The 12,719-nt window shown below is 70.1% G+C and carries 10 protein-coding genes; 2 read left to right on the forward strand and 8 right to left on the reverse strand.

The annotated features are described in order from the left end of the window. Positions 1–6: 6 nt before the first annotated feature. A complete protein-coding gene (locus ABLE68_RS19575) occupies positions 7–1,668 on the reverse strand; it encodes an acyl-CoA synthetase (RefSeq protein ID WP_348873606.1) in 1,662 nt (553 codons plus the stop codon). 48 nt (positions 1,669–1,716) lie between these two features. Between ABLE68_RS19575 and ABLE68_RS19580 the strand changes: the two genes are divergently transcribed. Then, entirely contained in the window at positions 1,717–2,523 is an 807-nt protein-coding gene (locus tag ABLE68_RS19580) for a crotonase/enoyl-CoA hydratase family protein (protein WP_348873607.1), read from the forward strand. A gap of 32 nt (positions 2,524–2,555) precedes the next feature. Then, entirely contained in the window at positions 2,556–3,392 is an 837-nt protein-coding gene (locus tag ABLE68_RS19585; RefSeq protein ID WP_348873608.1) for a phosphatase PAP2 family protein, read from the forward strand. Between the two features lie 4 nt (positions 3,393–3,396). Here ABLE68_RS19585 and ABLE68_RS19590 read toward each other — a convergent pair whose 3' ends face one another. From ABLE68_RS19590 to fadD8, 7 genes are all read right to left on the reverse strand, one after another. Next, on the reverse strand, positions 3,397–4,365 hold the full coding sequence (locus tag ABLE68_RS19590; RefSeq protein ID WP_348873609.1) for an acetylxylan esterase: 969 nt from the start codon (positions 4,363–4,365) through the stop codon (positions 3,397–3,399). Positions 4,366–4,369: 4 nt separating this feature from the next. Further along, positions 4,370–6,658 (reverse strand): beta-glucosidase family protein, encoded by a 2,289-nt coding sequence (locus ABLE68_RS19595; RefSeq protein ID WP_348873610.1) that lies wholly within the window; start codon positions 6,656–6,658, stop codon positions 4,370–4,372. Beyond that, positions 6,655–7,686, reverse strand: a complete 1,032-nt coding sequence (locus ABLE68_RS19600; RefSeq protein WP_348873611.1) for a LacI family DNA-binding transcriptional regulator — start codon at positions 7,684–7,686, stop codon at positions 6,655–6,657. The genes ABLE68_RS19595 and ABLE68_RS19600 overlap by 4 nt, the downstream gene beginning before the upstream one ends. A gap of 10 nt (positions 7,687–7,696) precedes the next feature. Beyond that, positions 7,697–8,536, reverse strand: a complete 840-nt coding sequence (locus tag ABLE68_RS19605; RefSeq protein WP_348873612.1) for a carbohydrate ABC transporter permease — start codon at positions 8,534–8,536, stop codon at positions 7,697–7,699. Positions 8,537–8,546: 10 nt separating this feature from the next. Beyond that, the gene (locus ABLE68_RS19610; RefSeq protein WP_348873613.1) at positions 8,547–9,527 is read right to left on the reverse strand and encodes a carbohydrate ABC transporter permease; all 981 of its coding nucleotides are present in this window, start codon (positions 9,525–9,527) and stop codon (positions 8,547–8,549) included. A 7-nt stretch (positions 9,528–9,534) separates the two neighbouring features. Then, positions 9,535–10,827: an ABC transporter substrate-binding protein gene (locus ABLE68_RS19615; protein WP_348873614.1), complete on the reverse strand. Its 1,293-nt coding sequence runs from the start codon at positions 10,825–10,827 to the stop codon at positions 9,535–9,537. 248 nt (positions 10,828–11,075) lie between these two features. Continuing rightward, entirely contained in the window at positions 11,076–12,671 is a 1,596-nt protein-coding gene (gene fadD8, locus ABLE68_RS19620) for a fatty-acid--CoA ligase FadD8 (protein ID WP_348873615.1), read from the reverse strand. Positions 12,672–12,719 lie beyond the last annotated feature (48 nt).

Raw genomic sequence — 12,719 nt, forward strand, 5'->3', positions numbered from 1 at the left:
AGCAGGTCAGACGGAGGTCGGGTCGACGGTCGCAGCCTTGGCGGCGAAGCCGGCGAGCGCGAGCTCCTTCGCGGCGGGGTACTGCGCCTTGCCGGCGGCGTTGCGCGGCACCTGGTCGACCAGGGTCAGGGTGCGCGGGAGCTTGTAGCCGGACAGGTGGGCGCGGAGGTAGGTGCGCAGGTCCTCGAGCTCGAGGGACTCACCCTCGCGCAGCTCGACCACCGCGGCGACGGCCTGACCGTACTTCTCGTCGGGCACGCCGACCACGAGCACGTCGTAGACCGACGGGTGACCCTTGATGGCCATCTCGACCTCTTCGGGGTAGACCTTCTCGCCGCCGGTGTTGACGCAGTTGGAGCCGCGACCGAGGAGCGTGAGCCGGTTGCCCTCCTCGATCCGGGCGAAGTCGCCGGGGACGGAGTAGCGCTCGCCGTCGATCACGAGGAACGTCGCGGCCGACTTCTCGGGGTCCTTGTAGTAACCGACCGGCACCGAGCCGCCGCGGCCGAGGCGGCCGACCTTCCCGATGTCGGTCGCCGGGTCCAGGATCCGGTTGTCCTCGTCGATGACGACGGTGGCTGGCCCGATGCCGATGACCGGGCCGTCCGTCGAGATGTTGTTGGCGTCCTGCATGCCCATCCCGGAGAAGCCGGTCTCGGTGGCGCCGACGGAGTCGGTGAAGATCGAGTTCGGGAACGCCGCCATCCAGCGCGCCTTCACCTGCGGGCTGAAGATCGCGGCACTGCTCGAGATCGCGACCAGGTTGGACGCGTCGTACGGCGTGCCGGTGGCCGCCTTCTCCTCGTACGCCTCGATGAGCGGGCGGGCCATCGCGTCGCCGGTCATGAAGATCAGCTGGATCTTGTCCGCCTCGATGATCTCCCAGGTGCGGACCGGGTCGAACTTGGCCTCGAGGATCGTGAGGTGGCCGGCGAAGAGGTGCATCAGCAGGCCGGACTGGGCGCCGCCGTGCATCAGCGGGCTGAGCGGGAACGTCGCCATCCGCGGGTTGGTCGCCTGGCTCGACTGCGAGAACTCGTCCTGCGCCTCGCCGGTGTAGAAGTCGATGCCACCGCCGAGCACGCGCCACCAGTCCTCGTGGCGCCACATGACGCCCTTCGGGAAGCCGGTGGTGCCGCCGGTGTAGATGATGTGGATGTCGTCGGAGCTGCGCTCGCCGAAGTCGCGCTCGGCACTCTGCCCGGCGATCGCGTCGTCGTAGTGGACACCGCCGTACGACGAGTAGTCCGACTGGTCGGCCGGGTCGAGCGAGTCGTCCACGACGACCGCGACCTTGAGCTGGTCATGCTTGGGCCAGCAGGCCGCCACGAGCGGAGCGTAGGAACGCTCGTGGATCAGGGCGACCACGTCGGCGTTCTCGAAGATGTAGTTGAGCTCGCCCTCGACGTAGCGGTAGTTGACGTTGATCATCACCGCGCGGATCTTGACGATCGCCAGCATCGCGACGACGTGCTCGATGCTGTTCTTGGCGTAGATCGCGACGTGCTCCCCGGGCTTCACCCCCTGCGCCTGCAGGTAGTGCGCCAGCTTGTTGGAGTCGGACTCCAGCTCGGCGTAGGTCACGACGCGGTCCCCGAACTTCAGGGCGGGGTTGTCCGGCGCGACGTCGACAGCATGTTCGAAGAGGTCAGCGATGTTGTGAGCCACGACCGCGAGACTAGAACACGTTCTCGTTCTTGGCTAGCATCCCCCACCATGACCGAGTCGCAGGCCCCAGAGACCGCACCGCACTGCCTCGTGGAGCAGGACGGGCACAAGCTGATCGTCACCATGAACCGCCCCGAGACGCGCAACGCGCTCTCCGGCGAGATGATGGCGATCATGGAGGAGGCCTGGGACCGGGCCAACTCCGACGACTCGATCCGGGTCGTCATCCTCACCGGCGCCGGGGGCTACTTCTGCGCCGGGATGGACCTGAAGGCCGCGACCAAGCGCTCGCCCGACGAGAGCTTCAAGTCGGGCTTCGACCCGTCCGTCATCAAGGGTCTGCTCAAGGGCTTCCGGCTCACCAAGCCGCTCATCGCCGCGGTCGAGGGACCGGCCATCGCCGGCGGCACCGAGATCCTGCAGGGCACGGACATCCGGATCGCCGGCGAGTCTGCGCGCTTCGGCGTCGCCGAGGCACGCTGGAGCCTCTACCCGATGGGCGGGTCCGCCGTACGCCTGCCGCGGCAGATCCCCTACACGGTCGCCATGGACCTGCTCCTGACCGGCCGGGCGATCAAGGCGCCCGAGGCCAAGGAGATCGGCCTGATCGGGACCGTCGTCCCCGACGGCGAGGCGCTGGCCAAGGCCCACGAGATCGCCGACCTGATCTGCGCCAACGGCCCGCTCGCCGTCCAGGCCATCCTCAAGACCGTCCGCGACTCCGAGGGCAAGCACGAGGAGGACTGCTGGGCCGACGACGCCGTCGTCGGCATGGCCGTCTTCGCGTCCGAGGACGCCAAGGAGGGCCCCCGTGCCTTCGCGGAGAAGCGGAAGCCGAACTTCCAGGGTCGCTGACCTGGCTTCACGCACGCTGGCAGAATGGCCCGGTGCCGTGGCCGACGTGGGATCAAGCCGCAGTGGCCTGCGCGATCAGCCTGGCGCTGTGGCTGGTGCTGCGCACCTGGCCGACGAGGCTCACGTCCTGGGCGACGCCGGCCGCCGCTGAGTTCGCACTGATCGCCGGCCTCTACTCGATCTGGCGCCTGGCCCGGATGCTGCCGATCGCCTCCACCGACGGAGCCATCGACCGGGCGCACGACATCGCCCGGTTCGAGCAGGACCTGCACCTGCCCTCCGAGCTCAGCCTCGAGCACTTCATGCTCCAGCACCACGCGGTCGCCGAGGCGACCACCTGGTACTACGCGAGCGTCCACATCCCCGCGCTGATCGGCTTCCTGATCTGGATGTTCGTCCGCCACCGCGACCAGTACCCCCACTGGCGCAACGGGCTGGTCCTGGTCACCCTCGGCTGCCTGATCATCCGCTTCATCCGGGTCGCACCGCCGCGCTTCCTCTACGACCTCGGCTACACCAACCTGGCCGGCAACTACGGGCCGTCGGTCTACGGCTCGGACGTCTCGAAGGGCATCTCCGACCAGTTCGCGGCGATGCCGTCGATCCACGTGGGGTGGGCGGCCGTCGTGTCCTTCGGGATCGTGATGGCCAGCACCAGCAAGTGGCGCTGGGTCTTCCTCCCCCACGTGTTCATCACGACCGTGGTGGTGGCCGCGACCGCCAACCACTGGTGGATGGACGGCGTCGTCGCCGTGATCCTCCTGGCGGGAGGTCTGGTGCTCGACACCGCCGTACGCCGTGCCGCCGCGCGACGGGCAGCCCTGCAACCCGTCGAGACCGAGACCGCGCCGGAGCCGGTGAGCGCCTGACCCGTCAGAGCGTCGCGCGCAGGTGCTCCAACCGGCGCTCGGCGTGGACCGTCGGCACGTCGTGCCCGCTGTACGGATGGACGACGATCTCCTTCGCCGACGTGATCTCGTTGTAGGCGGCGAAGACCGTCGACGGCGGGCAGACCTCGTCCATCAGTCCGACGCTCAGCAGGCACGTCGCGCGGATCCGGCGGGCCAGCAGCGCAGCGTCGATGTGACGCAGGGTGTCCAGCGCCTGCGGCACGAGGTCGACCTGGTGGGCGAGGAAGTCGGCGACCTCCCGGTAGGGACTGGTCGGTGACAGCCCGATCGCGCGCTGGACGTCGCAGAGGAACGGGACGTCGGCGTGGCAGACCCGGACCAGGTCGGGTCGGAGTGCGGCCGCCGCCAGGGCCAGGCCGCCACCCTGGCTGACGCCCTGGACGCCGATCCGCAGCGGGTCGATCCCCTCGAGGCCTGCCACGACGTCGACGGCTCGGACCGCGTCGGTGATCAACCGCGTGTAGTAGTAGGTGTCGGGGCTGGTGATGCCCCGGGTCATCACGCCCGGGTGCTCCGGCCCCTCCCCACGGCGGCCCGGGTCGCCGGTGGCACCGGTGGTCCAGCCGCCGCCCTGGCCGCGGCTGTCCATCACGAACGTCGCGATGCCGACGGCCGGGAGCGTGAGGTGGTCGACCGGGACACCGCGCCCGCCGCCGTACCCGATGAAGGTGACGACGACGGGCGCGGGCGCCGAGCCGGGCGGCCTCAGCAGCCAGCCTCGGATCGGGTCTCCCCCGTCACCGGAGAACGTGACGTCGTCGACGGTGACGGGACCGTAGACGTGCGGCGCGTGCGGGCTGAGGACCGTCGGTGTCGCCGAGCCCGCGGCGGCCGCGAGCCGAGCCCGCCAGAAGTCGTCGAGGTCGGCGGGCTCGGCGGTCGCGGTGCGGTGGCTCCGCAGCTCCGCCTCAGGCAGGTCGTACCAGGGCATCGGATCAGTGCAGGCTCACGTCGACGATCGGCTCGAGGACACGATCGGTCCCCACCTCCCGCGACGGGCCGACCAGGTCGAGCGGCAGGATCGCCCGGATGTCCGCGCTCGAGGCGCCCACGTGGAGCTCGACGGCGCCGGGCTCGACGATGCGCGCCCGGTCGCGCCCGGTGAAGGAGGTCTGGTCGGCGTGCAGGGTGAGGCGCACCTGCGCGCGCTCGCCGACGGCGAGATCGACACGGACGGCACCGACCAGCTGCAGGACCGGCCGCACGACGGACGCCGTGACGTCGTGCAGGTAGACCTGCACCACCTCCGACACCTCGCGCTCGCTGTCGTTGGCCAGCGCGACGGTGACCTCGCAGCTGCCGTCGGTCTCCCACCTCGGCCCGGTGGGCAGGGCCACCTCGCCCCAGGTGGCCTCGGCGTACGCCAGGCCGTGGCCGAAGGCGAAGAGCGGCGTGGGGTCGACGACGCTGACGTCGCTGCGCCGGCCGAGCACCGGCGCGAGGTACGTCGAGGGGTGGCTCGACCCAGCCCCGGGGAAGCTCACAGGGAGGTGACCCGATGGGTTGACCCGCCCGGTCAGCACGTCGGCGATCGCCTGCGCGCCCTCCTCACCGGGGAAGAACCCGCAGACGAGCCCGGCCAGGCGGTCGGCCTGCCGGCTCAGGTCGTAGGGACGTCCGACGAGCAGCACCGCGACGACGGGCGTCCCCGTGTCGAGCAGGGCCTCCAGCAGCTCTTCCTGCCGTCCCGGGAGCCGGAGGTCGGCGACGTCGCAGCCCTCCCCGGACGTGCCCTTGCCAAAAAGGCCGGCCTGGTCGCCGAGCACCGCCACGCAGACCTCGGCGTCCTCTGCCGCTGCGACAGCGGCGTCGATGTCGGCGTCGCGACCGCCGAGGACCGGGCAGCCGAGCGCGTAGGTCACCTCGAGGGTCTCGGCGAGGACATCGCGGACCGTGCGGATCTCCAGCCCGTCCTCGACCTCCGGGTGGTGGACGAGCACGTGCATCGGGAACGAGTAGCAACCGAGCATCGCCTGCGAGGTGTCGGCCCGGGGCCCGACCACGGCCACCTTCGCGCCGGAGGCCAGCGGCAGGCTGCCGTCGTTGGACAGCAGCACGACCGAACGGCGGGCCAGGTCGAGGGCGAGTGCACGCGACTCCGTGTCGTCGAGATCGACATCGCTGGGTTCGACCGGGGCCCAGCCCGGGTCGAGCAGACCGAGCTCGCACTTCTGCCGCAGGACGCGCGAGAGCGCTCGGTCGACGACCTTCTCGTCGACGAGCCCGGCCGAGACGGCCTGCAGCAGCGGCTCGCCGTACGCACTGGTCGACGGCAGCTCCACGTCGATGCCGGCCTCGAGGGCGAGACCGGCGGCCTCACCGAGGTCCCCGGCGACCCGGTGCAGGGTCTGCAGGAACGCCACGGAGAAGTAGTCCGAGGCGACCGTGCCCTCGAAGCCGAGGTGGTCGCGCAGCAGCGTGGTCAGCAGCCCGGGGTCGGCCGCCGCGACCACGCCGTCGATGTCGGTGTAGGAGTTCATCACCGAGCGCGCCCCAGCCCGCAGCGCCATCTCGAAGGGCGGCATGACGACGTCCGCGAGCTCCCGAGGCCCCATCGACACCGGCGCCAGGTTGCGGGCGCCCCGCGACGCCGAGTAGCCGAGGAAGTGCTTGAGGGTGGCGACGACGCCAGTGCTCTCCACGCCGCGGACGTAGGCGCTCCCGATGACGCCGACCAGGAACGGGTCCTCACCCAGGGTCTCCTCGACCCGGCCCCAGCGCAGGTCGCGGACGACATCGAGGACAGGAGCCAGGCCCTGGTGCACACCGAGGCTCCGCATGGAGTCGCCGATCCGGGCGCCCATCCGCTCCACGATCTCGGGATCGAAGGTCGCCGCCCAGCAGAGGGGCGACGGGTAGATCGTCGCCCGCCACGCTGCCAGCCCGGTCAGGCACTCCTCGTGCACCTGCGCCGGGATCCCGAACCGGTTCGCCGCCACCACGTCGCGCTGCCGCTGCGCCAGGGTCCGGAGGCCGTCGGCCGGTTCGAGGGGTGCGGTGCCGTACATGCGGGTGATCTGGCCGAGACCGTCGGCGACCACCTCGTCCCACGGGGGCAGCGGACCGACCGACTCCCGCAGCATCGGCGCCATGCCACCCGCGTCGGGCTCGAGCCACCACACGCCCGAGAGCTGGGCGACCTTCTCCTCCAGCGTCATCCGCGGGACGAGGTCGGAGACCCGCGCCTCGACGGAGGCCGACGGGTCGCGCCACAGCTCGGTCATCGGCTGCCTCCGGGTCCGGCGGTCGAGTGTCGACGCACCAGCGTGGTCTCGAGCATCACGTGGGTGTCCTCCAGGGCCTCGCCCGCGATCAGCGTCACCAGCATCGCGATCGCGTCGTGGCCCATCTGCCGGATCGGTTGCTGGACGGTGGTGAGCGGCGGGTGCGCCATCGCCGCCTCCGGGATGTTGTCGAAGCCGACGACCGAGAGCTGGCCGGGCACGTCGATGCCCAGCTCGGCCGCGACCTCCAGCGTCGCGATCGCGGACAGGTCGTTGGCCGCGAACACCGCGGTCGGCGGCTCGGGCAGGGTGAGCAGCGTGCGCGCGGCCTCGCGGGCCTGCTCGGGCTCGTAGGCGCCGGGCTGCAGGAGTGCTTCGTCGACGACGACACCGGCCGCCTGGTGGGCATCGCGGAAGCCCCGCTCACGGAGCTGGGCGGAGACGAGGTCCCGGCGACCCGTCACCATGCCTATCCGGCGGTGCCCGAGCTCGAGCAGGTGGTCGACACCCAGCCGGGCACCCTGGAGGTTGTCGCCGGCCACCGTGGGCAGCTCGGACCTGCCGGTGTGGGGGTCGACGGCCACGATGGGGCCGTCGTAGCGGACGTCGGTGACCGTCGGCGTCACCAGCACGGCGCCGTCCACGAGGGTGCCCATGACCCGCGACAGGTAGCGACGCTCCCAGCCGACGTGCTCGTCGATCCGGCCGCCGGCGGAGTAGGCGACCAGCTCGAACCCGGTCCCCCGGATGGCGTCGGCCGCGCCCTTGAGGACCTCGGTGCTGAAGGGTTCGAAGTCGGCGACGAGCACGCCGATCACGTTGGTGCGGCTGTTGCGGAGGCTCCGGGCGACCAGGCTGGCCTCGTAGCCGAGGCGGTTGATGACCGCGGTGACGGTCTCGACCGTGTCGCTCGAGACGCCGTACCGGCCGTTGATGACCTTCGAGACCGTCGAGACCGAGACCCCGGCCTCGGCAGCCACCTGCTGCATCGTGACCCGGCCGTTGGTGTGGTTCGTGGTGTCCGTCATGAGTGCCTCCTCAGCCCTTGACCGCGCCCTGGAGGCCGCCGACGATCCGGCGCTGCATCGCCAGGAACAGCACTAGCGCCGGGATCATCGCGATCGTCGTGAACGCGAGCACGCCGGCCGTGTCCGCAGAGTGCTCGGTCGAGTAGTCAGCCACGCCGAGTGGAAGGGTACGCATGTCGTCCTGCAGCAGGAGCAGAGGCAGCAGGTAGGCGTTCCACGAGGCGACGAAGGCCAGCACACCGACGGTCACCAGCGCCGGCATCGACAGCGGCAGCGCCAGCCGCCAGAAGATGCCGATCCGCGAGGCGCCGTCGATGAGGGCGGCCTCCTCGAGCTCCTGGGGCATCGCCATCAGGAAGGGGCGCAGGATCACCACGGTCATCGGCAGCGCGAACGCCGCCTGCGGGAGCGCGACGCCCCACCAGCTGTTGGCCATGTGGAGGTCGTGGGTGATCAGGATGAAGAGCGGGATGATCGCCACGGCCGCGGGGAACAGCAGGCCGAGCACGAACACCATGAACAGCGGCTCGCGCATCCGGAACCGGTAGCGGGCGAGCGGGTACGCCGCCATCACGCCGGCGAGCACGGCGACGAACGTGGTGATCAGGGCGATCACCGTCGAGTTGAGGGCGTAGCGCCAGAAGTCCGCGTTGGTGACGACGTCCGTGTAGTTGTCGAACACCCAGGGGTCCGGCAGGCCGGCCGGGTCGCTGGCGAGCTGCTCGTTGCTGCGGAACCCACCCAGCGCGCCGTACAGCACGGGACCGAGCGTGAGCGCGACGACCACGAGGGCGAGGCAGTAGACCAGCGGCCCTCCGGCGCCGAACTGCTTCGTGCGTCCTGCCGTCATGCGGTCCCCCTCATCGTTCCTGCACCGTGTCCCGGCGGAGGATGAACACCTGGTAGAAGAGCGCGAGCACGAAGCCGACCACGAACAGGACCACCGACGCGGCTCCGGCGATGCCGTAGTTGTGGCGCTCGGTGCCCTGGTTGACGAGGTACGTCGCCATCGTGGTCGTCGCGTTCGCCGGACCGCCGCCGGTCAGCACCCAGACCATGTCGAAGAGCTGGATGGAGCCGATCATCGACAGGAACAGCCAGGTGCGGATCGTCGGGCCGAGCAACGGGATCGCCACCCGTCGCTGCGCCTGCCACCAGCTCGCCCCGTCGAGCTGGGCCGCTTCGAACAGCTCGTCGGGGACGTTCTGGAGTCCGGCCAGGAACAGCAGGACGGCCAGGCCGAGGTACTTCCACGTCAGCACGACGAACACGGTGGGCAGCGCGAGCGACGGGGTCCCGAGGAAGCCTTGCTCCGGCGGGGTCAGTCCTACGGCCTCGATCAGGCTGTCGACCACGCCGTACTCCGGCTGCAGGAGCTGGAACCAGATGACGCCCGCGATCACCTCGGCCACGACGTACGGGACGAAGACGATCGTGCGGAGCAGACCCCGGCCCTTGATCCGGCGGTTGAGCAGCAGCGCGAGCCCGAGCCCGAGCGGTAGCTGCACGAGGATCGACGCGACGACGATGGTGAGGTTGTGCATCACCGCGTCGGTGAACACCTCGTCCTGGAGGACCAGGCGGTAGTTGTTCAGGCCGACGAAGTCGTCCATCGGGCCGAAGCCCTTCCAGCGGTAGAACGACATCCGGACCGCCGACACGATCGGCCAGGCGACGAAGACCCCCATCAGGATCAACGCCGGCGACACGAACATCGCGATCTCGAGCCGCTGCCTCCCCCGCCCGCCGATCGGGCGGGGGATCGCCCGGCGCATGTCCTCGCGCCGGGCGACCCCCTCGTCCTGTGCGGGTGTCGCCGGGGCGACACCCGGATGCGTCACGGTCAGCTCACCCCTCCTGGTCCGCGGCCTGCTGGGTGGCATCGACCACGTCCTGCGGTGACGCCTGCCCGGCGAACAGCAGGGCGATCTCGTCGTTCATCGCGCCACCGACGGACTCGCCGAAGGCGGTGTCGAAGTACAGCTGGATGTACGGCGAGCTGTCGCGCACCTTCAGCAGGTCGGCCAGGGCCGGGTCGGCCACGGAGCCCGACGCCGCGGAGTTGGTCGGCAGACCCATGTTGTTCTCGGCGAAGCCCTTCTGGAGGTCGTCGGAGAGGAGGTACTTCACGAAGTCGACCGCCACGTCGGGAGCGTCCTCCGACACCGCCCAGGCGTCACCGCCGCCGAGCTGGGCAGTCGGGTCGCCCTGGCCACCGTCGATGGCCGGGAAGGGGAACCAGCCGGTCTTGTCGCCGAGGCCCTTGCCGTCGTCGGTGAGGCCCTGCATGACGCCGGGCTCCCAGTGGCCCTGCATCTCCATGGCCACCTTGCCGGTGGCGAGCAGCCCGGACGCCGAGGTGGCCCCCTCCTGCGCGGGGGTGCTCAGGAAGCCCTTGTTGAAGGGGTCGGTGGCCAGCAGCTCCTCGACCGCGTCACCGGCGGCGACGAAGCACGGGTCGGAGAAGTCGAGGCTGGTGACGGCGTCCTTCAGGACGTCCTCGGGGCACTCACGCAGCGCGGCTTGGTACCAGTAGTGGGCAGCGGGCCACTTGTCGCCCGCGCCGACCGAGAGCGGCGTCATGCCGGCGTCCTTCAGCGTGGCGATGTCGTCCTCGAGCTCGGCCATCGTCGTCGGCGTGGTCGTGATGCCCGCCTGGTCGAACATCTCCGTGTTGTACCAGAACCCGACCACGCCCAAGGAGAACGGCAGCGCGTAGGTCTTGCCGTCGACCTGCCAGCCGGCGACGGAACCGCCGATCTTGGCGATCTCGTCCGACGCGTCGTCCGAGATGTCCCGGACCAGACCCGCCTCCACGTGGTCGGCGAGCTCGCCGCCGCCGCGCTCCATGTAGATGTCGGGGACGTCACCGCTCTGGAACGCCGCCGCGAGCTTGGCGACCATGTCCTCGTGCGCCATGGCGCTGATCTCGATCTTGACCCCCGGGTGGTCGGCCTCGAAGTCCTTCGCCGCCTGCTCGTAGAAGCCCTTTCCGGGCTCGTTGTTCGAGTTGTGCCACCACGTGATCGTGGTTTCGCCCCCCGCGTCCGACGAGTCGCTGTCGCTGCCGCATGCCGCGGCCAGCACCAACGCACCCGCACAGAGCACGGCGAGAGCCGCGCTTCGAGTCTTCGACCTCATCCGGAAAGCCTCCATTTCCGCCCAGCCGTTGCGTGCGACGTGCGTCACACCAGGGAGAACGTGGCAGGCGCGGAGGGAGCGTGTCAATCGTTATCGATAACGATTTCCATCGCAACCGTTTACGTCCGCGACATCGCACGCCAAGGCATGCGGATTGGTCACCAACCGCAACTGGGAGCGCGACCAGTCTGCGGTTGGTGACCAATCCGCAGACCGGTCGGGCTGAGGACGACCGACCTCGGACCGGGTCAGCCGACGGCGCGGTCCCCGGTCCAGTACTGCGCGCGGAGCGCCTTCTTGTCGGGCTTGCCGAGACCGGTCAGCGGCAGGGAGTCGGCCACGATGACCTGCTTGGGCGACTGCACCGAGCCCTTGCGCTCCTTGACCGCCTCCTGGATCTCGGCCGTCATCCTCGCGATCGACTCCTCGTCGGTGGGCGCGTCGGAGCGGAGCACGACGATCGCAGTGACGGCCTCGCCGAACTTCTCGTGCGGGGTGCCGATCACGCCTACCTGGGCGACCATCGGGTGCTCGGCGACGACGTCCTCGACCTCGCGCGGGAAGACGTTGAAGCCGCCCGTGACGATCATGTCCTTGGTCCGGTCGACGATGAACCAGAAGCCGTCCTCGTCCTCGCGGGCGACGTCGCCGGTGTGCATCCAGCCGTCGCGGAAGGTCTCCGCGGTCTCGTCCGGGAGGTTCCAGTAGCCACCGGCGAGCAGCGGGCCGGCGACGCAGATCTCGCCCGGCTCCCCCACCGGGACGGGCTTGCCGTCCTCGCCGAGCAGCGCCGTACGCAGGAACGCCGACGGCCGGCCGCACGACGACAGCCGCTTCTCGTCGTGGTCGGCCTTGGCGAGGTAGCTGATCACCATCGGCGCCTCGGACTGGCCGTAGTACTGCGCGAAGATCGGGCCGAACCGGTCGATCGCCTCCTGGAGACGCACCGGGTTGATCGCGGACGCGCCGTAGTAGACGGTCTCGAGCGACGACAGGTCGCGGGTCTTGCTGTCGGGGTGGTCCATGAGGGCGTAGAGCATCGACGGCACCAGCATCGTGGCCGTGATCTTCTGCTCCTCGATGGTCCTCAGCACCTCGGCCGGGTCGAACTTCGAGAGCACGTAGAGGCAGCCGCCCTTGAGGATCGTCGGCACGAAGAACGCCGCGCCGGCGTGCGACAACGGGGTGCACATGAGGAAGCGCGGCGACTCGGGCCACTCCCACTCCGACATCTGCACCGTGGTCATCATGTTCATCTGCCGCGAGAGCCCGATGACGCCCTTCGGCTTGCCCGTCGTGCCACCCGTGTAGGTGATCGAGACCATGTGCTCGGGGTCGAGCGTCTTGGCGGTGAGCGGCTGCGGGTCGAACGACGCCGCAGCGGCGACCAGGTCCTGGCCGACGTGCGCGAGCTCCTCGGGCACCGGCCCGATGGTCAGCACCTTCTCCAGCTTCGGGCACTTCTCGAGCAGTCCCAGCGTGCGCTCCACGAACATCGGGACCGGGTCGATCGTGATGTGGGTGATCTCGGCGTCGTTGATGACGTAGGCGTGGTCGTCGAGCGACCCGAGCGGGTGCAGCGAGCTGCGCCGGAAGCCCTGGGTCTGCCCGGACCCGAGGATGAAGAGCACCTCGGGGCGGTTGAGCGCGAGCAGCGCACCCGCCGTACCCGAGCCGGCGCCGAGCGCCTCGTACGCCTGGACGTACTGGCTCATCCGCTCCGCGGCCTCGGCCCCGGTGATCGTGGTGTCCCCGAGGTACATCACCGGCTTGTGCTGGTGCCGCTTCAGCGCGGCGACCATCAGGTGGCCGTTGTGGGAGCCGGTACGCATGTCATCCGTCATGCGCCCGAGAGTAGAACGTGTTCCAGTTCCGGGCAACGGCCTCGGCCG

It is taken from the genome of Nocardioides pollutisoli (assembly GCF_040045055.1).
In the GTDB taxonomy this organism is placed as follows: domain Bacteria; phylum Actinomycetota; class Actinomycetes; order Propionibacteriales; family Nocardioidaceae; genus Nocardioides; species Nocardioides tweenelious.

Coding starts and splice junctions, on each gene's coding strand:
- ABLE68_RS19580 (WP_348873607.1), top strand. CDS start 1,717: ATGACCGAGTCGCAGGCCCCAGAGACCGCACCGCACTGCCTCGTGGAG.
- ABLE68_RS19590 (WP_348873609.1), bottom strand. CDS start 4,365: ATGCCCTGGTACGACCTGCCTGAGGCGGAGCTGCGGAGCCACCGCACC.
- ABLE68_RS19595 (WP_348873610.1), bottom strand. CDS start 6,658: ATGACCGAGCTGTGGCGCGACCCGTCGGCCTCCGTCGAGGCGCGGGTC.
- ABLE68_RS19600 (WP_348873611.1), bottom strand. CDS start 7,686: ATGACGGACACCACGAACCACACCAACGGCCGGGTCACGATGCAGCAG.
- ABLE68_RS19605 (WP_348873612.1), bottom strand. CDS start 8,536: ATGACGGCAGGACGCACGAAGCAGTTCGGCGCCGGAGGGCCGCTGGTC.
- ABLE68_RS19615 (WP_348873614.1), bottom strand. CDS start 10,827: ATGAGGTCGAAGACTCGAAGCGCGGCTCTCGCCGTGCTCTGTGCGGGT.
- fadD8 (WP_348873615.1), bottom strand. CDS start 12,671: ATGACGGATGACATGCGTACCGGCTCCCACAACGGCCACCTGATGGTC.